We start from the raw sequence: 25,555 nt of genomic DNA, 5'->3' as shown, positions 1-25,555 counted from the left end.
CGTGACCGTACCCGTGTGGGCCTGGATCGCCGTCATCGGTGGTCTGCTGGTCGTCCTCGCCTTTGACCTTTGGATCGTCGACCGCGGTGAAGCCCGTGAGTTCTCCATGCGGCAGGCCGGATATTGGGTCACCTTCTATGTCGCCCTGGCCGCGTTGTTCGGTGTGGGGTTGTGGGCCACCTTCGGGGCCGACAAGGCGGGGGAGTTCTTCGCCGGTTACATCACTGAGTACAGCTTGAGCGTCGACAACCTGTTCATCTTCTTCATCATCATGAGCAGGTTCGCGGTGCCGCGGCCCTACCAGCACAAGGTGCTGCTCGTCGGCATCGTGCTCGCGCTGGTCATGCGCGGCATCTTCATCGCGCTCGGCGCCGCCGCGCTGGAGCGGTTCAGCTGGCTCTTCTACGTCTTCGGCGCCTTCCTGGTCTACACCGCCGTCAACCTGATCCGGCAGCACCTCAAGGGCGAGGAAGACGAGTTCAACGAGAACATCCTGCTCAGGTGGGTGCGCCGGGCGTTCCCGACCACCGAGGGGTACGTCGGCTCGAAGGTCAGCGTCAAGATCGACGGCCGCCGCATGGTGACCCCCATGCTCATCGTGATGGTCGCCATCGGCACCACCGACCTGCTGTTCGCCCTCGACTCGATTCCGGCCATCTTCGGGCTCACCAAAGACCCCTACGTCGTCTTCACGGCCAACGCGTTTGCCCTGATGGGGCTGCGTCAGCTTTACTTCCTGCTGGGCGGGTTGCTGCAGCGACTCGTCTACATCAGCTATGGTTTGGCGTTCATCCTCGGGTTCATCGGGGTTAAGCTGATAATGGAGGCGTTGCATGCCAGCGGCGTCACCTGGGCACCCGAAATTCCCATCTGGGTGTCGCTCACGGTCATCGGCTCCACCATGGCGATCACCACGGTTGCGAGCCTGATCAAAGCCCGCATGACGAGCGGCGAAGGCGAGCACACGCACCCGGAGCAGGTCTAGCGGAACGGCTATCGAGGCGCTTTGCTTGTGTAGTTGCGCCGTGTAATAGTTGCGAGTTCCGTAACAGCATGGCAAAGCGCCTAGTCCAGTCACCACCAAAGGTTGTACGTGTCAGACGATTCTGCTAAGTCGAGCCGCGTCCGGCTCGCGCGCGGGGTCTCCCCGTGGCTCCTCCCGACGGCGGCCGCGGCGGCCGCCACCGCGCTGCTGACGCGCCGAGACCGGCGCTGGGCCCTGGCTGCGGCCCCGCTGGGTGCGCTCACGGGCGGCATGCTCTGGTTCTTCCGCGACCCCGAGCGCACTCCTGGCGAGGGGCGCATCCTGTCGCCCGCCGACGGCGTGGTGCAGAGCATCGACCCCTGGCCGGACGGCCGCACCCGCGTCGCGATCTTCATGAGCCCCCTGAACGTGCACGTCAATCGTGCCCCTCTTGCGGGAAATGTCACGTCCGTGCAGCATGTCGCGGGTGGGTTCCTGCCGGCGTTCAACAAGGACAGCGACCAGAACGAGCGCGTGGTGTGGCATTTCGAGACCGCGCTGGGCGACATCGAGATGGTGCAGATCGCGGGCGCCGTGGCGCGCCGGATCGTGCCGTACCTGAGCGCCGGGGCCAAGGTGGCGCAGACCGAGCGCATCGGGCTCATCCGGTTCGGCTCGCGGGTCGACATCTACCTTCCCGAAGGCATCTCGCCCGCGGTGACCGTGGGGGAGAAGACGGTTGCGGGGGTGACCAGAATTGACCACGGCTGACGCCGGCAGCTGGCAGGCGGGCGAGGAAGAGCCCCGCGGCCCCGTGGGCAAGGCGTTCCGCCTGTCCGCCGCGGACTCGCTCTCGCTGGGCAACGCGGTCTGCGGGTTCCTCGCCGTCTGCGTCCTGGCCTACTCGGCGATTCAGCAGCTCACGGTCGCCGACGGCAAGTTCACGCCCACGCCGAGCTACTTCGCCACCGCCATCGTCCTGCTGCTCATCGGCGCGACCTGCGACCTGTTCGACGGGCTCGTGGCGCGGCGCTTCCGCGCCTCGGCGATGGGCGCCGAGCTGGACAACCTGGCCGACGTGATCAGCTTCGGGTTCGCGCCCGCGTTCATGGTCGTGATCTGGGGGGTCGGCGCGCCGCCTTCGGTGCCGTTCATCGCGGTGGTCACCGCCGCGGCGGCCGTGCTGGTCGCCGGTGTCGTACGGCTGGCGCGCTTCGCGTGCGTCAAGACCAAGAGCGGCGACTTCATGGGCCTGCCCATCCCCATGGGCGCCATGACCGTGATCTCCATCGTGCTGCTGTTCCAGCCCAGCATCTGGGCGCTGTTCGCGGTGCTCGGCGTGGCCTGGCTGATGGTCAGCCGGATCGAGTACCCCAAGCCGAAGGGGCAGCTCGCGGCGGTCGTCCTCGGGTGGATCATGGTGAACGTGGCCTTCCTCACGTTCTGGGTGGCCTGGCCGGAAGGCGGCGACCTGCCGATCAAGATCGGCGCGACCATGCAGATCGCGCTCGTCGCGGCGATCCCGCTGCGCATGTTGTTCTACAAGCGGGAGCTGCGCAAGGAAGCCGAGCGAATCGGCAACTAGGGGATTTTTCATCCATCTTCGGCTTTGATGGATTCATGTCGGCCATGCCGCGCGAGCACACGCGTACGTACTACCTCGGCAAGCTGGCCACCGAGCTGGAGCAGCGCGGGCTGACCGCCACCCTGCGGGCCGACCCGCCCGCGCTGCGGATCAGCGATCCCGACACCGCGCTGCTGGCCGAGACGATCGACTGCGTGCCGCTGCCCGAAGGGTGGTTCTACCGCTGGTCGTGGGGCGAGCTCGTGGGCCTGGCCGACGATCCCGCCCTGGCGGCCGGGCGCATCGTGCGCGTGCTGGCCGCGGGCAGGTGAGCTACCAGCCTCTGGCCTTCCACTCGGGCAGCGAGGGACGTTCGGCGCCGAGCGTCGTGTCCTTGCCGTGGCCGGGGTAGACCCAGGTGTCGTCGGGCAGGCGGTCGAAGATGCGCTCGGTGACGTCGGTGTAGAGGCGCTCGAAACGCTCCGGGTCCCTGCCGGTGTTGCCCACCCCGCCGGGGAACAGGGAGTCGCCGGTGAACAGGTGACGGCCGTCGGGGCCGCCGTCGTAGAGCAGCGCGATCGAGCCGGGCGTGTGGCCGCGCAGGTGGATGACCTCCAGGCTGACCGGGCCGAGGGCGATCGTGTCGCCGTGGTCGACCGTGCGGCCGACCGGGACGGGCAGGGCGGGCGCGTCGAGCGGATGGGCGATCACCTCGGCGCCGGTGACCCTGGCCACCTGTTCCAGGGCCTGCCAGTGGTCGCCGTGCTGGTGGGTGGTGACGATCGCGCCGAGCGGCTGGTCGCCGACGAGCGCCAGCAGCCGGTCGGCGTCGGCCGCGGCGTCGATCAGCAGCTCGTCGCCGGTCTCGGTGGAACGCAACAGGTAGGCGTTGTTGTCGTGGGGGCCGACCGCCAGCTTGGAGATGGTCAGGGCGGGCAGCTCGCGCACGTCGGCGGGGCCGCCGACCCGGACGTCGCCGGTGTAGGTCATGGGTAGTCCTTCGGGGGCGTCGCGGGCAGATCAGCGGGGGCCGGCATCGTCAGCCACGGCGGCGGCTCGGGAAGGAGCGCGCCACCGTCACCAGGCGGCGACGGCTGTCCCGCGGGCACCAGGGTAACGCCCTCGCCGTCCGACCTTCCCGTCAACCAGGCCAGCATGTCGGCCGGTCGTCCCTGCACGGCAGGACCCTGGCCGAGGTTCTGCCACCTTTGCCCCGGCTCGCCGGTCAGGACGACCTCGCTCACCGTGCTGCGGTCGTACGGCCAGGATCGGCGGAGGTCGTGCAGTTCGCGATGGACGAACGTCTCCGGCCAGTCGCGGGGGCCGTACCCGGCGCCCAGGTCCACGTGGTGCATGCCCACCTCGCGCAGCCGGCGTACCAGGACGTACCAGGCGGGATGCGACGGCGGGCGCATGCCGCGGACGGGCGCCGGCCACGCCGGGGCGGGCAGATCGCGGATCGCGGCGGCCAGGCGCGCGGCGCTGTCGGCCAGGTGGCGCGCGGCCGGGCGGGCGGCGGCGGCCTCGATCTCGGCGGTCCTGGCCTCCACGGAGGGGTACTGCGGGGTCTCGACGCCCGTCCTCGCCCAGGTGAGGAGGCGGAGGTGGGAGCGCGCGTTGCCGGCCAGGTGGGCCAGCACGTGCCCTCTGGTCCAGCCGGGCAGCAGGGACGGGGCCGCGACGTCGGCGTCGGACAGGGACGCGGCCGTGGCCAGCAGCAGGTCGGTCGCGGAGGCGAGTTCGGCCTGCACCGCGGGTAGAACAGTCATGTCCGGATATTTCATCACTTAGGTGTCCAAGGTCGGGCGTGGGCATAAAGCGGCAGGTCAAGTGGTTGACTCTCAAAGGGCTCCTGCCGACGCGGGAGATGGCCGTAACCTGTGAAGGACGGATTTTCGGGGGCCGGGGATCGGCTCGCCGAAAATGTCGGTGCCCCCGTCTACCATCCCCCGTGGACCTATCCGCCTTTCGACCTCCGGGATCGCCGTGGCAGACCGCCTGATCGTGCGTGGTGCACGAGAACACAACCTCAAGGACGTCTCGCTTGACCTGCCGCGAGACTCGCTGATCGTCTTCACCGGCCTGTCCGGCTCCGGCAAGTCGAGCCTGGCCTTCGACACGATCTTCGCTGAGGGCCAGCGGCGCTACGTCGAGTCCTTGTCGGCCTACGCCCGCCAGTTTCTCGGCCAGATGGACAAGCCCGACGTCGACTTCATCGAGGGCCTGTCGCCCGCGGTGTCCATCGACCAGAAGGCCACCAGCAAGAACCCCCGCTCGACCGTCGGCACCATCACCGAGGTCTACGACTACCTGCGCCTGCTGTGGGCGCGCATCGGCAAGCCCCACTGCCCGGCCTGCGGCCGTCCGATCGCCCGGCAGATGCCGCAGCAGATCGTCGACCGGGTGATGGACCTGGAGGAGGGCACCCGTTTCCAGGTGCTCGCCCCCGTCATCCGCGGCCGCAAGGGCGAATACGCCGAGCTGTTCCGCGAACTGCAGACCAAGGGCTTCGCGCGGGCCAGGGTCGACGGCACGGTCGTGCGGCTGGAGGAGCCGCCGACGCTGAAGAAGTACGAGAAACACGACATCGAGGTCATCGTCGACCGCCTGTCGGTCAAGGAGTCCTCGCGCCGCCGGCTCACCGACTCCGTCGAGACCGCGCTGCAGCTGTCCGGCGGCACGATCACGCTGGAGTTCGTCGACCTGCCGGAAGACGACCCGGGCCGTGAGCGCTTCTACTCCGAGCACCTCTACTGCCCCTACGACGACCTGTCGTTCGAGGAGCTGGAGCCGCGCTCGTTCTCCTTCAACTCGCCCTTCGGCGCCTGCCCCGAGTGCACCGGCCTCGGCACCAAGATGGAGGTCGACCCCGACCTGGTGGTGCCCGACCCCGAGCGCACGCTCGGCGACGGCGCGCTGCACCCGTGGTCGGGCGGCCACACCAGCGAATACTTCGTCCGGCTGATCGAGGCGCTCGGCCACACGGTCGGGTTCACCCTCGACACGCCGTGGGAGCGGCTGCCCAAGAAGGCCCAGAAGTCGCTGCTGTACGGCCACGACGAGCAGGTGCACGTCCGCTACAGCAACCGTTACGGCCGCCAGCGCTCCTACTACACCACCTTCGACGGCGTCATCCCCTGGGTGCAGCGCCGGCACGCCGAGGCCGAGAGCGACGCCACGCGCGAGCGCTTCGAGGGCTACATGCGCGAGATCCCGTGCCCGGCCTGCAAGGGCGCCCGGCTCAAGCCGGTCACCCTCGCCGTCACCGTCGACGACAGGTCGATCGCCGAGGTCGCGGCCATGTCGATCGGCGAGTGCGCGAAGTTCCTGGCCGAGCTGAAGCTGTCCGACCGTGACATGCACATCGCCGAGCGGGTGGTCAAGGAGATCAACGCCCGCATGGGCTTCCTGCTCGACGTCGGCCTCGACTACCTCACCATGGACCGCGCCGCCGCCACCCTCGCCGGTGGCGAGGCCCAGCGCATCCGGCTGGCCACGCAGATCGGCTCCGGGCTGGTCGGCGTCCTCTACGTGCTGGACGAGCCGTCCATCGGCCTGCACCAGCGTGACAACATGCGCCTGCTCGACACGCTGATCAGGCTGCGCGACATGGGCAACACGCTGATCGTCGTCGAGCACGACGAGGACACCATCGCCGCCGCCGACTGGGTGGTGGACATCGGTCCCGGCGCCGGCGAGCACGGCGGCCAGGTCGTGGTGTCCGGCACCGTCCAGGAGCTCCTCGCCAGTGAGGAGTCCATGACGGGCCAGTACCTGTCGGGACGCCGGAGCATCCCGATCCCGGCCAAGCGCCGCAAGCGCGACAAGAAGCGGCAGATCACGGTCAAGGGCGCGCGCGAGCACAACCTCAAGGGCGTCGACATCGAGTTCCCGCTGGGCGTGTTCACGGCGGTGACCGGCGTGTCCGGGTCGGGCAAGTCGACGCTGGTCAACGACATCCTCTACAACGCGCTGGCCAAGGAGCTCAACGGCGCCCGCACGGTGCCGGGGCGGCACTCCCGCATCAACGGCATGGACCAGGTGGACAAGGTCGTGCACGTCGACCAGTCGCCGATCGGCCGTACGCCGCGCTCCAACCCGGCCACGTACACCGGGGTCTTCGACCACGTGCGCAAGCTGTTCGCCCAGACGGCCGAGGCCAAGGTGCGCGGCTACCAGCCCGGGCGGTTCAGCTTCAACGTCAAGGGCGGGCGCTGCGAGGCGTGCGCGGGCGACGGCACGATCAAGATCGAGATGAACTTCCTGCCGGACGTCTACGTCCCCTGTGAGGTCTGCCACGGCGCCCGGTACAACCGGGAGACGCTGGAGGTCCACTACAAGGGCAAGACGATCGCCGAGGTGCTCGACATGCCGATCGAGGAGGCGCTGGCCTTCTTCGACGCGATCCCGGCGATCAAGCGGCACCTGCAGACGCTCAACGACGTCGGCCTGGGCTACGTGCGGCTCGGGCAGCCGGCGACCACGTTGTCCGGCGGCGAGGCGCAGCGCGTCAAGCTCGCCTCCGAGCTGCAGCGCCGCCAGACCGGGCGGACGATCTACGTGCTCGACGAGCCCACCACCGGCCTGCACTTCGAGGACATCCGCCGGCTGCTCGGCGTGCTCGGGCGGCTGGTCGACGGCGGGAACACGGTGATCGTCATCGAGCACAACCTCGACGTCATCAAGACCGCCGACTGGATCATCGACATGGGCCCCGAAGGCGGGTCCCGCGGCGGCACGCTCGTGGCCGCGGGCACGCCCGAAGAGGTGGCCCTGGTCAACGAGAGCCACACCGGGCGCTTCCTGCGGAAGATCCTGTCGCTCTGAGGCAGGTGGCGGCTCGGATGGGACCCGTCTCACCGGGAGTCGGGTGGCGGTTCGGGTGAGCCCGTCTCACCGCGAGTCGGGTGGCGTCCGTCTCGCTGTGGGGCGGGTGGTGGCCCGGTGTGCGGCTGGGTCCCGCCTGGTCAGGTGGTGGTGCGGGGTTCGCTGGAGGTCAGGGCGGTGGCTCGGGCGCGGCGGCGGCGCTTGGCGGCGTCGCCGCGCTCCAGCCACCACTCGGCGAACAGCAGCGGCAGCACCCAGCCCAGCCAGGCGCTCAGCGCGCCGACCGTGGCGGCCAGCAACGCCTGGTCGCCGTGGAAGGTGGTGTCGAGCTGCGGTGACAGCGTGATGACGAACACCGCGCCCCACAGGCGGTTGGTGATGATCGACATCGTCAGGGCGAAGCTGCGGATCATCCACCTGCGATGATCGACGAACCTGCGCTGCCTGGCCATCCGCCAGCCGGCCAGGGTGCAGCCCAGCCAGAGCAGCGCCAGCACCACGCCGCTGGCCCTGGTCACCGGGCCGAAGGGCGTGGCCAGGCTGACCACCAGGCCCAGCAGGCCGCCGGGCAGGCAGCCGCCGAAGACGTACACCCGGCCGATCACGCGGTGGGCCCGCGGATGGCGGGCCCGGAACCACGGCCAGACCTGTAAGCAGCACGAGACCATCGCGATCGAGCCGAAGATCACGTGCAGGGAGAGCACCGCGAAGTGCGGCGGGAAGAAGTCGGGCGCGGGCACCCGCGACCGGCTCGGGTCCAGCGACAGGTAGGGCGGCAGGGAGAAGGCGACGAACGCGATCGCCAGCACCGCGAGCGGGGCGACCCACGGACGCCGCCACCAGCGCGGCCCGGACGTCGTGGGAGTGGGAGTCTCGGTGAGTGTCATGAGCGACACGCTCGCGCCTGGCGCTGACCGCGGGCGTACCGTCCGCTGACCGTGCGCCGCCCGCTCGTTGCCGCGACGGTGACCGTATCGGTCACCCGATGGGCGGACCGAGGGGTGGAGCCAATAAAGTTGAGGCACGGGTAACGGCTTGACCTGCTGGGGGTCGGCGGAGACGCGAAGGGTCGGCTGAATCATGACGGTGACGAATCAGGGCGAAGCCATGCCCGAAAACAGCAGCGGCATCGGGCGGCGCGAAGTGCTCGGCGTGGCGGGGGTGGCCGCGTGCGGGCTGGCGCTGGCCGGGTGCGGAGCGGGGGACGCCAAGGCGCAGCCGGCGTCGGGGATCAAGGGCAAGGTGCTCGCCAAGACGGCGGACGTGCCCGTCGGCGGCGGCACGATCGTGCAGGAGTGGCGGATCGTGGTCACGCAGCCCACGAAGGGCGTCTACAAGGCGTTCAGCGCGGTCTGCACCCACAAGGGATGCACGGTGGGCAGGCCGAAGGACAACGTCATCACGTGCGCGTGCCACGGCAGCGAGTTCGCCGCCGACAGCGGCCAGGCCACCAAGGGGCCGGCGACCGCGCCGCTGACGGTCTACCAGGTCAAGGTGGAGGGCGACGCCATCGTCGTGGTCTGAGGACGCGGTCTGAGGACGCGGTCTGAGAGCGCAGGCCCATGACCTGTCTGAGGCCCGCGCTCGTGGCTCGGGGGGCGGGCCGGAGAGCTTGTTCTGGGTAATTGTGCGTGGTTTCCGGGATTGGGGGCGTGCAGGCTGAACCGGTGCGGGGGCACCGGCCGTACCTGCATGTGAGACCGAGACCTGGGAGGACGCACCATGACAGAAACGACGCGCCGGACGGTCATGCTCGGCGCCGGAGGCGCCGGGCTCGCGGCGGTTCTGACGGCGTGCGCGAGCTACGGTTCGCCGACGACGGCGGCGAACGAGGCGCCGGCCGCGAAGGAACCGGACGCCGAGGAGCCGTCGTCGGAGCCCAAGAAGAAGGCGAAGAAGAAGGCCAAGGCGCTGGCCGACACCAGTGACATCCAGGTCGGCGGCGGCACGGTCTTCAAGGACCAGAAGATCGTGGTGACGCAGCCGACCGAGGGGGAGTTCAAGGCGTTCACGGCGATCTGCACCCATGCGGGATGCACGGTCGCCGCCGTCTCGAACGGCACCATCAACTGCCCCTGCCACGGCAGCAAGTTCAAGATCGAGGACGGTTCGGTGGCCGACGGCCCCGCCGGCGCGCCGCTCGCCGAGAAGAAGATCACCGTGGACGGCGACAAGATCAGACTCGCCTAATCCCCGTCTCATGAATTTCTCACCTGCCTCCGGTTGGGTGGGACGCATGGGAGATGACCTTCGAAGCCGTCGGGCAGTGATAGCGGGTGTGGGCGCGGGCGGGCTGGCCCTGGCGATCAGCGCCTGCGGCGGAAGCACCGAGACCCCGGCGGCCACCGCGCCCGACGCGGGCGGCCAGTCGAGCGCGGCCCAGCCGGGCGCATCGCAGTCCGGCGCCCCGCAGTCGAGCGCCCCGCAGGCCGGCGGCGCGCTGGCCAAGACGGCAGACATCCCCGTCGGCGGCGGCACGATCTTCAAGGACCAGAAGATCGTGGTGACGCAGCCGACGGCGGGCGAGTTCAAGGCCTTCAGCGCGATCTGCACGCACAAGGGCTGCCCGGTGGCCAGCGTCGCGGACGGCGCGATCGTGTGCCCGTGCCACGGCAGCAAGTTCGACATCGCCGACGGCTCGGTCACCAATGGGCCGGCCGACAAGCCGCTGGCCGCCCAGCAGATCAAGGTGGAGGGCGACCAGATCACCCTGGCCTGACCCGTGGCCTGACCCCTGGCCTGACCCGGGAACGTGGTGAGTCCCGTCGTGCCGTCCGAAGCTCGGCGGGTCACCTTGTCGGTGGCGCCTACTAGTCTTTGACCGTGGCGAGAGCAGCGGGCAGCCCTTTGAGTTTCCGGCCCAGACCAGGTTCGATCCCCGAGTCGCCGGGGGTCTACCGGTTCAGGGACGCGCACGGCCGGGTGATCTACGTCGGCAAGGCCAAGAGCCTGCGGCAGCGGCTCAACTCCTACTTCGCCGACTTCTCCGCGCTGCACCCGCGCACCCAGTCGATGCTCACCACGGCCGCCGACGTCGACTGGACCGTCGTCGGCACCGAGGTCGAGGCGCTGCAGCTCGAATACTCCTGGATCAAGGAGTTCGACCCGCGCTTCAACGTCAAGTACCGCGACGACAAGTCCTACCCCTACCTCGCGGTGACGATGGGGGAGGACTTCCCGCGCGTCCAGGTCATGCGGGGCGCCAAGCGCAAGGGCACCCGCTACTTCGGCCCCTACTCGCACGCCTGGGCCATCCGCGAGACCGTCGACCTGCTGCTGCGCGTCTTCCCGGTGCGCACGTGCAGCGCCGGGGTGTTCAAGCGGGCCGGGCAGATCGGCCGTCCGTGCCTGCTGGGGTACATCGACAAGTGCTCGGCGCCGTGCGTGGGCCGGGTGACCCCGCAGGAGCACCGCGAGCTGGCCGAAGACTTCTGCGACTTCATGGCGGGCAACACCACCCGCTTCATCAAGCGCCTCGAGAAGGACATGCGCGAGGCCGCCGCCGAGCAGGAGTACGAGCGGGCGGCCCGGCTGCGCGACGACATCCAGGCGTTGCAGCGCGCGCTGGAGAAGCAGGCCGTGGTGCTCGGCGAGGCCACCGACGCCGACGTGATCGCGCTGGCCGAGGATCCGCTGGAGGCCGCCGTCCAGGTGTTCTACGTGCGCGGGGGCCGCATCCGCGGTCAGCGGGGCTGGGTGGTCGACAAGGTCGAGGAGACCTCGCCCGGCGAGCTGGTCGAGCAGTTCCTGCTGCAGATGTACGGCGAGGCCGGCCCCGAGTCGATGCCGCGCGAGGTGCTCGTGCCCGCGCTGCCGCCCGACGCCGAGGCGGTCGCCGAGCTGCTGACCGAGCAGCGCAGGGCCCGGGTGGAGGTGCGCGTCCCGCAGCGCGGCGACAAGAAGGCGCTGATGGAGACCGTCGAGCGCAACGCCAAGGAGTCGCTGGCCCAGCACAAGATCCGCCGCGCCGGCGACCTGACCACGCGCAGCAAGGCGCTGCAGGAGATCGCCGACGCGCTCGACCTCGACCAGGCGCCGCTGCGCGTCGAGTGTTACGACGTCTCCCACCTGCAGGGCGAGAACGTGGTGGCGTCCATGGTGGTCTTCGAGGACGGTCTGGCGCGCAAGAGCGAGTACCGGCGCTTCGCGATCAAGACCAAGGAAGGCGACGTCGCCTCGATCCACGAGGTGATCATGCGGCGGTTCCGGCGTTACCTGGAGGAACGTTCGGCCACCGGCGAGCTGGCCGCCGAGGACGACGACGGCCACGGGCCCATCGACCCCGAGACCGGCAAACCGCGCAAGTTCGCCTACCCGCCCAACCTGGTCGTCGTCGACGGCGCGGGCCCGCAGGCGGCCGCCGCGCAGCGGGCGCTCGACGAGCTCGGCATCGACGATGTCGCGGTGTGCGGCCTGGCCAAGCGGCTGGAGGAGGTGTGGCTGCCCGGCGACGACCAGCCAGTGATCATGCCTCGTTCAAGTGAGGGTCTCTACCTGCTGCAACGCGTCCGCGACGAAGCACACAGGTTCGCAATCACCTACCATCGTTCCAAGAGGTCCAAGTCAGTGAAGGAGAGCGCGCTCGACGGCGTGCCCGGCCTCGGGCCGGCGCGCAGGCAGGCGTTGCTCAAGCACTTCGGCTCCGTCAAGAAGCTACGCGAGGCCAGCGCGACCGAGATCTGCGAGGTTCCCGGCATCGGGCCGGCCCTCGCCGAGGTCATCGTGTCGACGCTGAAGGGAGATACATCGTGAACACCCGCGAGGGAGCGCAGGGTGTCGGCGAACGGAGTGAGGCCATGAGCACCGAGCCGGCGTTCGTCATCGTCACCGGCATGTCCGGGGCGGGGCGCAGCACGGCCGCCAAGGCGCTGGAAGACCTGGGCTGGTTCGTCATCGACAACCTGCCCCCGGGGCTGCTGTTCGCGATGGCGGAGGAGGCGGGCAAGGTCAAGCTGGCCGCCGACAAGGTGGCCGCGGTCGTCGACGTGCGCAGCCTGGCCTTCACCACCGACCTCAACGCGGCCATCGAGGAGCTGGAGGGCCGCGGCGTGCGCGTACGGGTCGTCTTCCTCGAGGCCAGCGACGAGGAGCTGGTGCGCAGGTTCGAGAACGTCCGCCGGCCCCACCCGCTGCAGGGCGAGGGCCGCCTGGTCGACGGCATCACCCGCGAGCGCGGCATCCTGCGCGAGGTGCGGGCCAACGCCGACCTGGTGATCGACACCTCGTCCCACAACGTGCACGACCTGCGCAACAAGATCGTCGCCTACTTCGGCGGCGATGACCGTCCGGGGCTGCGGCTCAACGTCGTCTCGTTCGGGTTCAAGTACGGCCTGCCGGTCGACGCCGACCTCGTCGTCGACTGCCGGTTCCTGCCCAACCCCCACTGGGTGCCCGAGCTGCGGCCGATGAACGGCCTCGACGCGCCCGTCAGCGACTACGTGCTCGGCCAGCCGGGCGCCAAGGAGTTCCTCGACGCCTACGAGGAGGTCCTGCAGGTCGTCGCCACCGGCTACGCCCGCGAGGGCAAGAGCTACGCGACCCTGGCCGTGGGCTGCACCGGCGGCAAGCACCGCAGCGTGGCCATGGCCGAGCAGGTCGCCGCCCGCCTGCGCGACCGCGGCATGGAGGTCCAGGTCAGTCACCGGGATGTGGGGCGGGAGTGACCCATGAACGTATGGAGGCGGGGCTGCCCCATCCGCTGAACGGTCCCCGCGTGGTGGCCCTCGGCGGCGGCCACGGGCTCTACGCCTCGCTGTCGGCCTTACGGGTCGTGACCGACCGGCTGACCGCGGTGGTGACCGTGGCCGACGACGGCGGCTCCAGCGGCCGGCTGCGCCGCGAGCTCGGCGTGCTGCCGCCCGGCGACCTGCGCATGGCGCTGGCCGCGCTGTGCGGCGACGACGAGTGGGGCATCACCTGGAGCGAGGTCGTCCAGCACCGCTTCCGCAGCGAGGGCGAGCTCCACGGGCACGCCGTCGGCAACCTGCTGATCGTGGCGCTGTGGGAGCTGCTCGGCGACTCGGTGGCCGGCCTCGACTGGGTGGGCCGGCTGCTCGGCGCGCACGGCAGGGTGCTGCCGATGGCCTCGGTGCCGCTCGACATCGTGGCTGAGGTCGAGCTCGACGGCGTCACCTCGACCGTGCGCGGCCAGGTCGCCTGCGCGCTCACGCCGGGCCGGGTGCAGGCCATCTCCCTGGTGCCCGAAGACCCGCCCGCGCGTCCCGAGGCGGTCGCCGCGGTGCACGAGGCAGACTGGCTGGTGTTCGGGCCGGGCTCGTGGTTCACCAGCGTGCTGCCCCACCTGAAGGTCCCCGAGCTGGCCCGCGCGCTGCACGACAGCAAGGCCAAGCGGCTCGTCACCCTCAACCTGGCCCCCCAGCCGGGCGAGACCGACGACTTCTCCCCCCAGCAGCACCTGGAGGTGCTCCGCCAGCACGCCCCCGACCTGGCCTTCGACGTCGTGCTGGCCGACACCGGCGTGGTCGACGACCTCGACGCCCTGGACAAGGCCGCGGCGGCGCTCGGCGCCCGGCTCGTCCTGGCCGACGTGGCCGCCGCCGACGGCTCGCCCCGGCATGACCCACGACGTCTTGCCTCCGTCCTGGACGAGATTTTCCTCCAGAAGCGTTGATCCTGGTCGGCGTGGCGCGAAGGTGCGAGAGACTGGCGGGAGCCGGTCTGAATGGGGGAAGGACTAACGCTTATGGCGATGACAGGTGTGGTGAAGGACGAACTGAGCCGCCTGCCGGTGCTGAAACCGTGCTGCCGCAAGGCGGAGGTTTCCACGCTGCTGCGGTTCGCCAGCGGCCTGCACCTGGTGGGCGGCCGCATCGTGATCGAGGCCGAGCTCGACACCAACGCCACCGCGCGGCGGCTGATCAAGGACATCGGCGAGGTGTTCGGCCACAAGGCCGAGGTGCTCGTGCTCGCGCCGGCCGGGCTGCGCAAGGGCTCGCGCTACGTGGTGCGCGTCTACCGCGACGGTGAGGCGCTGGCCCGGCAGACGGGCCTGATCGACAACCACGGGCGCCCGGTGCGCGGCCTGCCCCGGCAGGTCGTGGCCGGCGCGGCCTGCGACGCCGAGGCGGCCTGGCGGGGCGCCTTCCTGGCGCACGGCTCGCTGACCGAGCCGGGGCGTTCGATGTCCCTGGAGGTCACCTGCCCGGGGCCGGAGGCCGCGCTCGCGCTGGTCGGCTCGGCCCGGCGGCTGAAGATCCACGCCAAGGCCCGGGAGGTGCGCGGCGTCGACCGCGTCGTGGTCCGCGACGGCGACGCGATCAGCGCGCTGCTCACCCGCCTCGGCGCGCACGACAGCGTGCTGGCCTGGGAGGAGCGCCGGATGCGCCGCGAGGTGCGCGCGACGGCCAACAGGCTGGCCAACTTCGACGACGCCAACCTGCGGCGTTCGGCGCGGGCGGCCGTCGCGGCGGGCGCGCGGGTGCAGCGCGCGCTGGAGATCCTCGGCGAGGAGGCGCCGGACCACCTGGTGGTGGCCGGGCGGCTGCGGGTGGAGCACAAGCAGGCGTCGCTGGAGGAACTGGGCCAGATCGCCGACCCGCCGCTGACCAAGGACGCCATCGCCGGGCGCATCAGGCGGCTGCTGGCCATGGCCGACAAACGCGCCTCCGACCTGGGCATCCCCAACACCGAGGCCAACCTCACCGTCGACATGCTGGCGCCGTAGCGGGCTCGCCGCCGTGCGGGCGCCCGCGCCGCCGTCCGGGAGACCCCCATCCCGTACGGCTCCGCGCGGTGGCCCGCACGCGCCGACGTCCCTGCAGGCCCGTCTTGGCCGGTCGTGAGGGCTCACGGGCCGTTCGCCGTGACGAAGCGCGCTGTGGGCCGCCCGACGGCTGCTGAGTGGGCGTCCGTCAATCCCTGGCGGGCTTGCGCGGCGTGAACAGGTCCGCGGGCACGGCCTGCTGCGCGGGCGGCTGAGCGAGCACCTGCGCGGACGACTGTGCCGACGACTGCGCGGACGACTGGGCGGGCGGTTGCGCGGGCTCGAAGGGCGCCCGGTACTCCTGCCCCGCCTCCTCCGCCGCCTCCTGAGCGGCCAAGGCGGCCCGGTCGGCGCGGCGTACGCGGAAGACGCGCAGCGTGACCAGCAGGAGCGCCGCCACGGCGGCGACGGCGATGTACAGCCACATCTGCCAGGTCTGCGCGAGCGGCTCGCGGTAGACCGCCAGGGCGCGGGGAAGCCCCTCGCCGGCGTTGGCCGCCGTGATGTCGCCGAGCCGCGGGGAGAAGGGCGTGCCGGTCGCGGGGGTGCGCCGAGCGGCGCCGAGCATGACGGACACGCCCGAGATCTGGCCGCCGGCGACGGCCGCCGCCGCGTACAGGGCGGCCACCACCGGCAGCGCCCGGCTGCGCGGGCGGGCCGCGCCCACGGCCAGGGCGACCAGCAGCGCGATCAGGAGCGACAGCGTCACCGACAGGGCGTGGCCGTTGCCCAGCGTGGCCACGGCCCTCGGCAGCCGGTCCTGGAACAGCACCGCGAGCCCCAGGGCCGCCGCGCAGACCAGCGCGGCGACCAGCCCCGCGATCAGTCCAGGAAGCAGGCCGGACCGCTTATGTGACATCTCAGCCCCCAGAGAATGCACGAATTTACTCCGACGAGTCGGGCACTTTACTCGAAGCTCGCAAATTGCGCCCCCTGAACGGGGATACGCAGGGCAGTACCTGCAGTGGTCTAAACCAATTTGGGTCCGATAGTGTTCGTGGTTGAGATTCAACCGCCATCTGTTCGAGGAGATCGGTTTCCGTGAGCATCCGCGTAGGCGTCAACGGCTTCGGCCGCATCGGTCGCAACTTCTGGCGCGCGGTCGCCGCCAGCGGCAAGGACATCGAGATCGTCGCGGTCAACGACCTGACCGACAACGCGACGCTCGCCCACCTGCTGAAGTACGACAGCATCCTGGGCCGTCTGCCGTACGAGGTGAAGGCCTCCAGCGACGAGATCACCGTCGACGGCAAGGCGATCAAGGCGTTCGCGGAGCGCGACCCGGCCAAGCTGCCCTGGGGCGACCTCGGCGTCGACGTCGTGGTGGAGTCCACCGGCCTGTTCACCGACGCCTCCAAGGCCAAGGTGCACGCCGACAACGGCGCCAAGAAGGTCATCATCTCCGCGCCGGCCAAGAACGAGGACGTCACCATCGTGATGGGCGTCAACGAGGACGTCTACGACCCGGCCAGCCACACGATCATCTCCAACGCGTCCTGCACCACCAACTGCCTGGCCCCGATGGCCAAGGTCATCCACGACACCTTCACCATCGAGAAGGGTCTGATGACCACCATCCACGCCTACACGCAGGACCAGAACCTGCAGGACGGCCCGCACAAGGACCTGCGCCGCGCCCGGGCCGCCGCCCTCAACGTGGTGCCCACCTCCACCGGCGCCGCCAAGGCCATCGGCCTGGTGCTGCCCGAGCTCAAGGGCAAGCTCGACGGCTTCGCCATGCGCGTGCCGATCCCCACCGGCTCGGCCACCGACCTCACCGTCGACGTCAGCCGCGAGGTCACCGCCGAGGAGGTCAACGCCGCGGTCAAGGCCGCCGCCGACGGCCCGCTCAAGGGCATCCTCAGCTACACCGAGGACGAGATCGTCTCCTCCGACATCGTCACCGACCCCCACTCCTGCATCTTCGACGCCGGCCTCACCAAGGTCATCGGCAACCAGGTCAAGGTCGTCGGCTGGTACGACAACGAGTGGGGCTACTCCAACCGCCTCGCCGACCTGATCGAGCTGGTCGGCCGCGACCTGTGAGGGTGACCGAGGCCGCTGCGGGAACAGGAGCATGAGCATGCGCACGCTCGACGATCTCGACGTCAAGGGGCGGCGCGTGCTCGTGCGCGCCGACCTCAACGTCCCGCTCGACGGGGAGAAGATCACCGACGACGGCCGCATCCGCGCGTCGGTGCCGACGATCCAGGCGCTGGCCGGGCGCGGCGCCAAGGTCGTCGTCTGCGCCCATCTGGGCAGGCCCAAGGGCAAGGTCAACCCCGAGTACTCGCTCGCGCCGGTGGCCGCCCGCCTGGGCGAGCTGCTCGGCCAGGACGTCGCCTTCGCCACCGACGTGGTCGGCGACAGCGCGCGGCAGACGGTCGAGGCCCTCCAGGAGGGCCAGGTCGCCCTGCTGGAGAACCTGCGCTACGAGCCCGGCGAGGAGTCCAAGGACGACGCCGCCCGCGGCGCGTTCGCCGAGAAGCTGGCCGCCCTGGCCGACCTCTACGTCGGCGACGGGTTCGGCGCGGTGCACCGCAAGCACGCCAGCGTCTACGACGTGCCCAAGCTGCTGCCGCACGCGGCCGGCGGGCTGGTCGTGGCCGAGGTCGAGGTGCTGCGCAGGCTGACCGAGGACACCGAGCGTCCCTACGTGGTCGTCCTGGGCGGGGCCAAGGTCTCCGACAAGCTGGGCGTCATCGCCAACCTGCTCACCAAGGTCGACCGGCTGCTCATCGGCGGCGGCATGGCCTACACCTTCCTCAAGGCCCAGGGCCACGAGGTGGGCCGGTCGCTGCTCCAGGAGGACCAGCTCGACCAGGTGCGCGGCTTCCTCGCCGAGGCCGGCAAGCGGGGCGTCGACCTCGTGCTGCCGGTCGACGTGCTGGCGGCCGTCACCTTCGCGGCCGACGCCGAGCACGAGGTGGTCGAGGCCACCGCGATCCCGGCCGACCGCGAGGGGCTCGACATCGGCCCCAGGACGCGCGAGCTGTTCGCGAGCAAGCTGGCCGACGCCAAGACCGTCTTCTGGAACGGGCCGATGGGCGTGTTCGAGTTCGACGCGTTCTCCGGCGGCACCAGGGCGGTGGCCGAGGCGCTCATCGGCTCCGACGCCTTCACGGTGGTCGGCGGCGGCGACTCCGCGGCGGCCGTGCGCAGGCTGGGCCTGCCCGAGGACGGTTTCTCGCACATCTCCACCGGCGGCGGGGCCAGCCTGGAATACCTTGAGGGCAAGACCCTTCCCGGACTCGCGGCTCTGGAGGACTGAGGTGGCCCAGCAGCGCAAGCCGCTCATCGCCGGCAACTGGAAGATGAACCTCAATCACCTTGAGGCCATCGCCCTGGTCCAGAAGCTGGCGTTCGCGCTCAGCGACAAGGACTTCGACAAGGCCGACGTGGCCGTCCTGCCGCCCTTCACCGACCTGCGCAGCGTCCAGACGCTGGTCGACGGCGACAAGCTGCGCATCGTCTACGGGGCTCAGGACCTGTCCCAGTACGACGGCGGCGCCTACACCGGCGAGGTGTCGGGCGTCATGCTGGCCAAGCTCGGCTGCACGTACGTGGTCATCGGCCACTCCGAGCGCCGCCAGTACCACGGCGAGGACGACGACCTCGTCAACGCCAAGGTGCAGGCGGCCTACCGGCACTCGCTCACGCCCATCCTGTGCGTGGGCGAGGGGCTGGCCGTGCGCCAAGAGGGCGGCCACATCGCGCACAGTCTCGGTCAACTCGACGGCGCCCTGCGCAAAATCAGCGCCGAGCAGGCAAAATCGATAGTGGTGGCCTACGAGCCCGTGTGGGCGATCGGCACGGGCGAGGTGGCCACCCCGGAGGACGCCCAGGAGGTCTGCGGAGCGTTGCGGGTGAGACTCGCGGAGCTCTACGACCCCGAAGTGGCCTCCGCGGTCCGTATCCTTTACGGTGGCTCGGTCAAGTCCGGCAATATCGTGGGGATCATGGCTCAACCCGATGTCGACGGCGCGCTCGTGGGCGGTGCCAGCATCGACGCCGGGGAGTTCGCCAAGATCTGCCGATTCTCCGAATTGCCTGGCTAACTGAGTCGTTCTGAGGGTGCGACTTGACACCAGGCCGTACCCTCAAGAGGCAAGTTTGAATCGTCACGCGTAACAGAGCACTGAAGGAACAGGCATACCGTGGAAATCGGAATCTCCATCGCCCTCATCCTGGCGAGCGGTCTCATGATCCTGCTCGTCCTGCTCCACAAGGGCAAGGGTGGCGGCCTGTCTGACATGTTCGGCGGCGGTTTCTCGTCGAACTTCGGTGGTTCCTCGGTGGTGGAGCGCAACCTCGACCGGCTGACCGTCATCACGGGCACCGTCTGGTTCGTCTGCATCATCGCTCTCGGCCTGCTCATGCGGCCCTGAGACAACTGATTAACGCGTGACAGTGATTCTCCCCCCGTGTCACGACGCGGGGCGATCGAGCGAGGAGTTCATCCGTGGGTAGTGGCAACGCGATCCGTGGCAGCCGAGTCGGCGCCGGCCCTATGGGGGAGGCCGAGCGCGGCGAGGCAGCTCCGAGAGTGCGGGTCTCGTTCTGGTGCGCCAACATGCACGAGACGCGCCCCAGTTTCGCCAGCGACGCGGCGGTCCCCGAGATGTGGGATTGCCCACGTTGCGGCCTCCCAGCCGGACAGGACGAGGAGGCCCCGCCTGCCCCGCCCAAGAACGAGCCGTACAAGACGCACCTGGCCTACGTGAAGGAGCGCCGGAGCGACAAGGACGGCAAGGCGATCCTCGAGGAGGCACTGGAGCGCCTGCGCAACAACAAGTCCCCCTGGTAGGCGAGCCGTCGGAAGGGCCCTGGTGCTGGTCACCGGGGCCCTTCGCGCGTCACCGGCCGTGCACCGCCACGCCGTCGACGAACGTCATGCGCACCCGCGTCGTCCAGATGTCGGCCGGGGGCAGCTCGAAGGGGTCGCGGTCGAGCACCACCAGGTCGGCCGGGCGGCCGGGTGCGATCACGCCCGCCGGCGAGCGGTTGATCCAGGCCGACCCCTCGGTGTACGCGGTCAACGCCGTGGCCAGGTCGAGGCGCTGGCCGGGCAGGAACGGCGTCTGCGCCGTCGGGTAGCCCGCGTGCACCGATCCGCCCGGTTCGGTACGGTTCACCGCCACGTGCATGCCCTGGATCGGGTCGGCGTCGGAGACCGGCCAGTCGCTGCCCGCGCAGAACCGGGTGCCGTGCGCCTGCAGATCCTTGAAGGGGTACTGCCACGACGAGCGCGGCTCGCCCAGGAACGGCAGCGTCAGCTCGTCCATCTGGGCGTGGTGGGTGGCCCACAGGGGCTGCAGGTTGGCCGTGACGCCCAGCGCGGCGAAGCGCGGCACGTCGGAGGGCTCGATGATCTGCAGGTGGGCGATGTGGTGGCGGTTGGCCGGGTCGGTGCCCTCGAAGCTGTCCAGGGCCTCGCGCACGGCACGTTCGCCGATGGCGTGAAAGTGCACCTGGAAGCCCAGCCGGTCCAGCTCGGCGACGTACCGCTTGAGCTTGCCGGGATCGACGTAGGACAGGCCCGTGCCGCCGCACCGGCAGTACGGCTCCAGCGTCGCGGCGGTGAAGTTCTCCGTGATGCCGTCCTGCATGATCTTGACGGAGGTGGCGGCGAACCGGTCCAGCCCCTCGGCGGCGGCCCGCCTGCGGACCAGGTCCTCGATCTGGTCCTCGCCGCGCGTCCTGTCCCACCACAGCGCGCCGACCACGCGGGCGCGCAGCCGCCCCGCGCGGGCGGCGTCGAGGTAGGTGGGAAGCTGGTCGTCCGAGCCGGCGTACGAGCCCACGATGGCGTCCTGCCAGCCGGTGACGCCCAGCGAGAACAGGTGCTGCTCGGCCTCGGCCAGCGCCCGGGCCTGGTCCTCGGCGGTCGGGCGGGGGGCCAGCAGGCCGACGAGGTCCATCGCGCCCTCGTGCAGGACGCCCGACGGGGTGCCGTCGGCGTCGCGCTCGATCCTGCCGTCGGCGGGGTCGGGGGTGTCGCGGGTGATGCCGGCCAGGTCGAGGGCGCGGGAGTTGACCCAGGCGGCGTGGTGGTCACGCTGGATGAGGTAGGCGGGGCGGTCGAGGAAGTCGAGCTGGGAGCGGTGGGGGAGGCCGTTGGGGAAGGCTGACATGTCCCAGCCTCCGCCGTCGATCCACTCTTTTTCTGGATTTTTCGTGGCGTAGTCGGAGATCTTGGCGATGTAGGTGTCTAGGCCGAAAATCTCTGACAAGTCGCACTTTGCTCGTTCGAGTCCGGCTTGTACCGGGTGCATGTGCGCATCGATGAAGCCCGGGGTGAGCAGGCCGCCGTCCAGGTCGACGGTGTCGTGGCCGGGGGCGCTGCGGGACAGCTCGCCCTCCGGGCCGACGGCGGCGATCACCCCGTCCCGCACCAGCACGGCGTCGCGCCGCACGGCGCCGCCGATGAAGGCGCCTCCACCACGGAAGAGGATGTTCATGGAGGTTCTCCCTTTCTCAGTGCGGGTTCCCGGTACGGGGTCAGTGACCGGTGATCAGGTCGGCGAAGCGGGCCAGGGCGGAGGTGCGGGGCATGGAGCGCTCCCGGTGGTCGGCCACCCGGTACAGGCGGTACATCGCGTGCACCCCCATCCAGCGCAGCGGCTCGGGCTCCCAGGAGCGCACCTTGCGCCCCACCCACGGCAGGGACGTCAGCTCCGTCTCCTCCCCGAGTATGAGATCACGCAGGGTGCGCCCGGCGAGGTTCGTCGTGGTCACGCCGTGTCCGGTGTACCCGCCGGCCCAGCCCAGGCCGGTCGCGCGGTCCACGTGCACGGTCGAGCACCAGTCGCGCGGCACGCCCAGCACGCCCGACCACGCGTGCGCGACCGAGGAGGAGCGGGCCGCGGGGAAGAAGTCGACCAAGAGCCGCCACAGGGCCTCGACCGTCCACTCGTGGGTGCGGCCGCGGGCGTCGATGCGGGAGCCGTACAGGTAGGGACGGCCCCGGCCGCCGAAGGCGATGCGGTCGTCGGCGGTGCGCTGGGCGTACATGTAGTAGTGCGCGAGGTCGCCGAGCAGTTCGGCGCCCCGCCAGCCGACCTCGTCCCAGAAGGAAGCGGGGAGCGGCTCGGTGACGATCATGGAGCTGTTCATGGGCAGCCACTGGCGGCGCAGGCCGTTCAGGCGGGCGGTGAAGCCCTCGGTGGCGCGGATGACGTACGCCGCCGTGACCGTCCCGTACGGGGTCACCGCCCGGCCGGGGGCGATCTCGGTGACCGGGGTGCGCTCGTAGACCGGGACGCCGAGGTCGCGTACGGTCCTGGCCAGCCCCTGGGCCAGCTTGGCGGGCTGGATGCGGGCGCAGTGGGGGCTCCAGGAGGCCGCCAGGGCGCCCGCCACGCGCACGTGCTCCGAGGGGTCGGCCAGCCGCAGGTCCGCCTCCTCGATGCCCCAGGCGCGGGCGGCGGCCACCGAGGCGCGCAGCCGGTCGGCCTGGGCGGGGGTGCGGGCCACGTTCACCACGCCGCCCTTGACGATGTCGCAGTCGATCGACTCGTTCTCGCAGACCGCGATGACCTCGTCGATAGAGGTGTACATCTCGCGCTGCAGCCGGCGGGCGCCCGAGCCGTACCGTTCGTGGGAGCCGGCCAGGTCGCCGGTCAGCCAGCCGCCGTTGCGTCCCGAGGCGCCGAACCCGGCGAACTCCTGCTCCAGCAGCACCACCCGAAGCGAGGGGCGGGCCTTCTTGAGGTAGTACGCGGTCCACAGCCCCGTGTAGCCGGCCCCGACGATCGCCACGTCGGCCTGCAGGTCGCCGTCGAGCCGCGGACCGGGCTCCGGCACCCCGGACGAGCGGTACCAGAAGGACACGTCACCGTTGACGAATCCGGACGACAAGGGAACTCGCGCATTCATGGCCCCATATCCTGCTATATCGGGATTAGGTGGCGCATCTCACGACGAAATTCGTGATGAAACCCGTCGTCAGCGGGTGGGGGCACGTACCCCGGCGTGCTCCTCCTCGCGGGATTCGTGCGCGTCCGGACCACGAGCGAACCGGACGGCCGGCCTCCACTCCCGGCGGGCCCCCCGAGGCGGTCATGCAGGTCTCGGTGGAACGCCATGGCGGCACCTGGAGCTGGACGAAGACCGCAAAAGCCGCAAACCGGGAAACGAAACGGCGGAGCCACCACCGTGTAGCAACCCCGTAACACACCTCTTCCACGCTGGAATCACAACGGAAGGGGACCCCATGGCCTACATGCGCATCCGCGCCACCGTCGACGAGCGACCCGGACGCCTCGCCTCCCTCGCCACCGCCCTGGCCGAGCGCGGCGGCAACATCCTCGGCCTGTCCGTGCAGCCGGACACCGCCGGCACCGTCGACGAGTTCGTCGCCGAGGTCCCCGCCTCCGCCGAAGACGTCGCCGCCGCCCTGAAAGCCGCCGGCGGACGCCGCGTCCACGTCGTTCCCGCCGCCGCCCACGAGCTCGCCGACGAGACCACTCGCGCTCTGCTCCTCGCCGCCCGCATGCACGCCCAGCCATGGCGCCTGCCGGCGATCCTGGCCGACCTGCTGCGCGCGGACTCCGCCCGCTGGGCCTACGGTGAGCCCGTGAGCGAACTGCCCGACCCCCACCAGCTCGTCATCCCCGTCGCCCCCAAGCGCGTCATCCAGCTGCGCCGCCGCGAGCTGCCCTTCACCCTCACCGAGGCCGCTCGCGCCGCCGCCTTCGTCCGGCTCGCCCAGCCCCCCGCCGAACCCGCCGGCAGCGACCGGTCCCTGCGCCTGGCCGACAACACCGAGGTCGACGTCCGCCCCCTGACGCCCGCCTTCCGCGAGGCCGTGCGCGATCTCCACGACCGCTGCACCCCGGCCTCGCGCCGCTTCCGCTACTTCACCGCCATGCCGTCCCTGCCGCCGCGCATGTTCGACCGGCTGTGCGACCGCGACCGCGGCGAGTCCGTCGTCGCGTGCCATGACGGCCAGGTCATCGCCCTGGCCAGCCTCATGTACCGCGCCGACCCCGGCGCCGCCGAACTCGCCTTCCTCGTCGAGGACGGCTGGCAGGGCCGCGGCCTGGGCGCCGCGCTCGCCCGCATCCTCATCGACGCCGCCCGCAACCACGGCTTCGCCGAGATCCGCGCCACCATGTTGTCGGACAACATGCGCATGCACCGGCTCATGGCCAGGCTGGGCGCCGCCGTCGGCCCCACCGACGACCCCGGCGTGATCGAGGCCCGCCTGTCCGTCGCCGCCATGGTGTGAATCGCGACGGCGCGGCCCCGGTCAGGACCGCGCCTTCGCCGGCGCCGATGTGATCAGAGGGACACCAGCTCAGGAGCACTGGGATCCACGGCTGGCCGCCTCGATGGCTCAGGCGGTGCGCTTGGCCCAGAAGTGCACGCCGATCGGCCCGAACAGCGACAACGATGTCGCCTGCGGAGACTGGCTCTGCCCCAGGTGCCGGAGGTTGGCGACGTTCTTGGTCGGCAGGGTGCCGCCAGGGCCTGACACGGCGGTGGGGTGGAACCACTTCTGGCTGTCGGTGTCGTCGCACGCGGCCACGACCACGTCCACGACGTTCCTGGCGGTCAGGCACAGCGGAGAGCCCGTCTCCAGGCTGGCCCGCAGCGTGTAGACGAAGGCGGGCTGCCCGCCGCCCGAGGAGACGGTCGCGGTCTGCGCCCACTGGCCGAGCGCGCTGTTGGTGTCGGCCTTCAGCACGACGAAGGAACCGTTGAAGTTCGCCTCCGCGGACAGGACCAGCCTGGAGGCGTTGCCGCGGTATTCGAGCTCCTTGTACACGGTGGCCGCCTGTGCCGGCGAGGCGAGCGCGGCGCCGATTCCGGCCACGCACATGGCGGCGGCGAACGCAGCGGTGCGTCCTGGTCTTCCTGACGTGAACATGTATCCCCTTGATGAAGCGGTCCGCCGGATTGCGGGCCTCGGGTAGTACACACGCCGCCAGGCTGGTCGGTCGGCGCACAAATACCCACTGCGCCAGTGATCCCGGGCACAGGGAGGAGGGGTGCGCCATGCGGGATTCCACCGGTGAGGGGTGCCCGCGGGGAGGCCCGCGCCGGCTCGCTACGGCCGGGCTGTCAAGGGGCGAGTGGTCAGGCGGGGTTCCGCTCGGGGAAGGAGTCGCCCGCGTCCGGCTCGTCCAGTGCGGTCAGGGCATGGTCGACGCTGGGGTGGACGTTCAGGAAGTCCGCTACGCCGGTGATCTCCAAGAGCCGGGCGGGGGTGCCCTGGACGGACGCCAGGTGCAGACCGCCTCCGACAGCGCGCAGTTCGTCGTGCACGTGGATCAGCGCCTGCAGTCCCTTGCTGTCCATGAAGGTCATCGCGGCGAGGTCGAGCACCACCGGGACGCCGGCCCGAGCCGCCCGGATCAGGTACTCCTGCAGGCGGAGGGCGTTGGTGGTGTCGATTTCGCCTGTCACGGTGACCACCACCGCGCCGGGTGTGTCCCACGAGTCGATCAGTAGCGGGGTCATGACGATGCCC

The 25,555-nt window shown here is 70.5% G+C and carries 26 protein-coding genes; 18 read left to right on the top strand and 8 right to left on the bottom strand.

The features are described from left to right. Position 1 precedes the first annotated feature (1 nt). From AB0J76_RS46255 to AB0J76_RS46240, 4 genes are all read left to right on the top strand, one after another. Positions 2–985 (top strand): TerC family protein, encoded by a 984-nt coding sequence (locus AB0J76_RS46255; RefSeq protein ID WP_352329586.1) that lies wholly within the window; start codon positions 2–4, stop codon positions 983–985. Positions 986–1,093: 108 nt separating this feature from the next. Then, positions 1,094–1,735: a phosphatidylserine decarboxylase gene (locus AB0J76_RS46250; protein WP_352329585.1), complete on the top strand. Its 642-nt coding sequence runs from the start codon at positions 1,094–1,096 to the stop codon at positions 1,733–1,735. After that, on the top strand, positions 1,722–2,549 hold the full coding sequence (pssA, locus tag AB0J76_RS46245; RefSeq protein ID WP_357983442.1) for a CDP-diacylglycerol--serine O-phosphatidyltransferase: 828 nt from the start codon (positions 1,722–1,724) through the stop codon (positions 2,547–2,549). The genes AB0J76_RS46250 and pssA overlap by 14 nt, the downstream gene beginning before the upstream one ends. A 35-nt stretch (positions 2,550–2,584) precedes the next feature. Beyond that, a complete protein-coding gene (locus AB0J76_RS46240; protein WP_352323039.1) occupies positions 2,585–2,860 on the top strand; it encodes a hypothetical protein in 276 nt (91 codons plus the stop codon). Position 2,861: 1 nt separating this feature from the next. Here the strand turns inward: AB0J76_RS46240 and AB0J76_RS46235 are convergent, their stop codons facing one another. Further along, on the bottom strand, positions 2,862–3,518 hold the full coding sequence (locus tag AB0J76_RS46235) for an MBL fold metallo-hydrolase (protein ID WP_352323038.1): 657 nt from the start codon (positions 3,516–3,518) through the stop codon (positions 2,862–2,864). Next, the gene (locus AB0J76_RS46230; RefSeq protein ID WP_352323037.1) at positions 3,515–4,297 is read right to left on the bottom strand and encodes a maleylpyruvate isomerase family mycothiol-dependent enzyme; all 783 of its coding nucleotides are present in this window, start codon (positions 4,295–4,297) and stop codon (positions 3,515–3,517) included. The genes AB0J76_RS46235 and AB0J76_RS46230 overlap by 4 nt, the downstream gene beginning before the upstream one ends. A 217-nt stretch (positions 4,298–4,514) precedes the next feature. Between AB0J76_RS46230 and uvrA the strand changes: the two genes are divergently transcribed. Then, positions 4,515–7,355, top strand: coding sequence for an excinuclease ABC subunit UvrA (gene uvrA, locus AB0J76_RS46225; RefSeq protein WP_352323036.1), 2,841 nt, complete (start codon positions 4,515–4,517; stop codon positions 7,353–7,355). Between the two features lie 140 nt (positions 7,356–7,495). On the opposite strand, the gene AB0J76_RS46220 is transcribed toward uvrA, so the two are convergent. Continuing rightward, the gene (locus AB0J76_RS46220) at positions 7,496–8,242 is read right to left on the bottom strand and encodes a DUF2306 domain-containing protein (protein ID WP_352323035.1); all 747 of its coding nucleotides are present in this window, start codon (positions 8,240–8,242) and stop codon (positions 7,496–7,498) included. Positions 8,243–8,462: 220 nt separating this feature from the next. On the opposite strand from AB0J76_RS46220, the gene AB0J76_RS46215 reads away from it, so the two are divergent. The 7 genes from AB0J76_RS46215 to whiA all read left to right on the top strand — a co-directional run bounded on the left by AB0J76_RS46215 (position 8,463) and on the right by whiA (position 15,039). Continuing rightward, positions 8,463–8,879 (top strand): Rieske (2Fe-2S) protein, encoded by a 417-nt coding sequence (locus tag AB0J76_RS46215; RefSeq protein WP_352323034.1) that lies wholly within the window; start codon positions 8,463–8,465, stop codon positions 8,877–8,879. Positions 8,880–9,077: 198 nt separating this feature from the next. Then, a complete protein-coding gene (locus AB0J76_RS46210) occupies positions 9,078–9,545 on the top strand; it encodes a Rieske (2Fe-2S) protein (protein WP_352323033.1) in 468 nt (155 codons plus the stop codon). A gap of 76 nt (positions 9,546–9,621) precedes the next feature. After that, entirely contained in the window at positions 9,622–10,074 is a 453-nt protein-coding gene (locus tag AB0J76_RS46205) for a Rieske (2Fe-2S) protein (protein WP_352323032.1), read from the top strand. A gap of 128 nt (positions 10,075–10,202) precedes the next feature. Next, complete coding sequence (gene uvrC / locus AB0J76_RS46200) at positions 10,203–12,107, top strand: excinuclease ABC subunit UvrC (RefSeq protein ID WP_352323041.1); 1,905 nt, start codon at positions 10,203–10,205, stop codon at positions 12,105–12,107. Between the two features lie 44 nt (positions 12,108–12,151). Further along, a complete protein-coding gene (gene rapZ / locus AB0J76_RS46195; RefSeq protein WP_352323031.1) occupies positions 12,152–13,018 on the top strand; it encodes an RNase adapter RapZ in 867 nt (288 codons plus the stop codon). An 11-nt stretch (positions 13,019–13,029) separates the two neighbouring features. Continuing rightward, positions 13,030–13,986 (top strand): uridine diphosphate-N-acetylglucosamine-binding protein YvcK, encoded by a 957-nt coding sequence (gene yvcK / locus AB0J76_RS46190; protein WP_352323040.1) that lies wholly within the window; start codon positions 13,030–13,032, stop codon positions 13,984–13,986. 72 nt (positions 13,987–14,058) lie between these two features. After that, positions 14,059–15,039 (top strand): DNA-binding protein WhiA, encoded by a 981-nt coding sequence (whiA, locus tag AB0J76_RS46185; protein ID WP_138714326.1) that lies wholly within the window; start codon positions 14,059–14,061, stop codon positions 15,037–15,039. Positions 15,040–15,226: 187 nt separating this feature from the next. Here whiA and AB0J76_RS46180 read toward each other — a convergent pair whose 3' ends face one another. Then, positions 15,227–15,937 (bottom strand): hypothetical protein, encoded by a 711-nt coding sequence (locus AB0J76_RS46180; protein WP_352323030.1) that lies wholly within the window; start codon positions 15,935–15,937, stop codon positions 15,227–15,229. 182 nt (positions 15,938–16,119) lie between these two features. Between AB0J76_RS46180 and gap the strand changes: the two genes are divergently transcribed. The 5 genes from gap (at position 16,120) to AB0J76_RS46155 (ending at position 19,885) form a co-directional block, all read left to right on the top strand. Further along, positions 16,120–17,124 carry a type I glyceraldehyde-3-phosphate dehydrogenase gene (gap, locus tag AB0J76_RS46175; protein WP_352323029.1) on the top strand — a complete coding sequence of 335 codons (1,005 nt, stop codon included), beginning with the start codon at positions 16,120–16,122 and terminating at the stop codon, positions 17,122–17,124. Between the two features lie 37 nt (positions 17,125–17,161). Further along, the gene (locus tag AB0J76_RS46170; protein ID WP_352323028.1) at positions 17,162–18,349 is read left to right on the top strand and encodes a phosphoglycerate kinase; all 1,188 of its coding nucleotides are present in this window, start codon (positions 17,162–17,164) and stop codon (positions 18,347–18,349) included. A 1-nt stretch (position 18,350) separates the two neighbouring features. Beyond that, a complete protein-coding gene (gene tpiA / locus AB0J76_RS46165; RefSeq protein WP_352323027.1) occupies positions 18,351–19,136 on the top strand; it encodes a triose-phosphate isomerase in 786 nt (261 codons plus the stop codon). Positions 19,137–19,235: 99 nt separating this feature from the next. Next, positions 19,236–19,466 carry a preprotein translocase subunit SecG gene (gene secG / locus AB0J76_RS46160; protein WP_090942947.1) on the top strand — a complete coding sequence of 77 codons (231 nt, stop codon included), beginning with the start codon at positions 19,236–19,238 and terminating at the stop codon, positions 19,464–19,466. Between the two features lie 74 nt (positions 19,467–19,540). Then, positions 19,541–19,885 (top strand): RNA polymerase-binding protein RbpA, encoded by a 345-nt coding sequence (locus AB0J76_RS46155; protein ID WP_082310244.1) that lies wholly within the window; start codon positions 19,541–19,543, stop codon positions 19,883–19,885. A gap of 49 nt (positions 19,886–19,934) precedes the next feature. Here AB0J76_RS46155 and AB0J76_RS46150 read toward each other — a convergent pair whose 3' ends face one another. Both AB0J76_RS46150 and AB0J76_RS46145 read right to left on the bottom strand, forming a co-directional pair. Next, positions 19,935–21,539, bottom strand: a complete 1,605-nt coding sequence (locus tag AB0J76_RS46150; protein ID WP_352323026.1) for an amidohydrolase — start codon at positions 21,537–21,539, stop codon at positions 19,935–19,937. Positions 21,540–21,579: 40 nt separating this feature from the next. Next, a complete protein-coding gene (locus AB0J76_RS46145; protein WP_352323025.1) occupies positions 21,580–22,956 on the bottom strand; it encodes an FAD-dependent oxidoreductase in 1,377 nt (458 codons plus the stop codon). 337 nt (positions 22,957–23,293) lie between these two features. Here AB0J76_RS46145 and AB0J76_RS46140 point away from each other — a divergent pair, with 337 nt between their 5' ends. After that, entirely contained in the window at positions 23,294–24,310 is a 1,017-nt protein-coding gene (locus AB0J76_RS46140; RefSeq protein ID WP_352323024.1) for a GNAT family N-acetyltransferase, read from the top strand. A 108-nt stretch (positions 24,311–24,418) separates the two neighbouring features. On the opposite strand, the gene AB0J76_RS46135 is transcribed toward AB0J76_RS46140, so the two are convergent. Together AB0J76_RS46135 and AB0J76_RS46130 are read right to left on the bottom strand one after the other, a co-directional pair. After that, positions 24,419–24,952: a hypothetical protein gene (locus tag AB0J76_RS46135; RefSeq protein WP_352323023.1), complete on the bottom strand. Its 534-nt coding sequence runs from the start codon at positions 24,950–24,952 to the stop codon at positions 24,419–24,421. Between the two features lie 209 nt (positions 24,953–25,161). Beyond that, a complete protein-coding gene (locus AB0J76_RS46130) occupies positions 25,162–25,545 on the bottom strand; it encodes an STAS domain-containing protein (protein ID WP_352323022.1) in 384 nt (127 codons plus the stop codon). Between the last annotated feature and the right edge of the window lie 10 nt (positions 25,546–25,555).

The organism is Nonomuraea sp. NPDC049624 (assembly GCF_040675255.1).
Lineage (GTDB): Bacteria > Actinomycetota > Actinomycetes > Streptosporangiales > Streptosporangiaceae > Nonomuraea.
Note: the sequence above shows the minus strand (reverse complement) of the source record. Positions and strands in the feature narration are given on the sequence as shown.

What these genes read in the sequence shown, in the direction of transcription:
- AB0J76_RS46130 (WP_352323022.1), bottom strand. Translation starts at nt 25,545, where the DNA reads ATGACCCCGCTACTGATCGACTCGTGGGACACACCCGGCGCGGTGGTG.
- AB0J76_RS46170 (WP_352323028.1), top strand. Translation starts at nt 17,162, where the DNA reads ATGCGCACGCTCGACGATCTCGACGTCAAGGGGCGGCGCGTGCTCGTG.
- AB0J76_RS46135 (WP_352323023.1), bottom strand. Translation starts at nt 24,952, where the DNA reads ATGTTCACGTCAGGAAGACCAGGACGCACCGCTGCGTTCGCCGCCGCC.
- yvcK (WP_352323040.1), top strand. Translation starts at nt 13,030, where the DNA reads ATGGAGGCGGGGCTGCCCCATCCGCTGAACGGTCCCCGCGTGGTGGCC.
- AB0J76_RS46210 (WP_352323033.1), top strand. Translation starts at nt 9,078, where the DNA reads ATGACAGAAACGACGCGCCGGACGGTCATGCTCGGCGCCGGAGGCGCC.
- AB0J76_RS46180 (WP_352323030.1), bottom strand. Translation starts at nt 15,937, where the DNA reads ATGTCACATAAGCGGTCCGGCCTGCTTCCTGGACTGATCGCGGGGCTG.
- AB0J76_RS46140 (WP_352323024.1), top strand. Translation starts at nt 23,294, where the DNA reads ATGGCCTACATGCGCATCCGCGCCACCGTCGACGAGCGACCCGGACGC.
- AB0J76_RS46230 (WP_352323037.1), bottom strand. Translation starts at nt 4,297, where the DNA reads ATGACTGTTCTACCCGCGGTGCAGGCCGAACTCGCCTCCGCGACCGAC.
- AB0J76_RS46240 (WP_352323039.1), top strand. Translation starts at nt 2,585, where the DNA reads ATGTCGGCCATGCCGCGCGAGCACACGCGTACGTACTACCTCGGCAAG.
- whiA (WP_138714326.1), top strand. Translation starts at nt 14,059, where the DNA reads ATGGCGATGACAGGTGTGGTGAAGGACGAACTGAGCCGCCTGCCGGTG.
- rapZ (WP_352323031.1), top strand. Translation starts at nt 12,152, where the DNA reads ATGAGCACCGAGCCGGCGTTCGTCATCGTCACCGGCATGTCCGGGGCG.
- AB0J76_RS46150 (WP_352323026.1), bottom strand. Translation starts at nt 21,539, where the DNA reads ATGAACATCCTCTTCCGTGGTGGAGGCGCCTTCATCGGCGGCGCCGTG.
- AB0J76_RS46235 (WP_352323038.1), bottom strand. Translation starts at nt 3,518, where the DNA reads ATGACCTACACCGGCGACGTCCGGGTCGGCGGCCCCGCCGACGTGCGC.
- AB0J76_RS46220 (WP_352323035.1), bottom strand. Translation starts at nt 8,242, where the DNA reads ATGACACTCACCGAGACTCCCACTCCCACGACGTCCGGGCCGCGCTGG.
- AB0J76_RS46145 (WP_352323025.1), bottom strand. Translation starts at nt 22,956, where the DNA reads ATGAATGCGCGAGTTCCCTTGTCGTCCGGATTCGTCAACGGTGACGTG.
- AB0J76_RS46215 (WP_352323034.1), top strand. Translation starts at nt 8,463, where the DNA reads ATGCCCGAAAACAGCAGCGGCATCGGGCGGCGCGAAGTGCTCGGCGTG.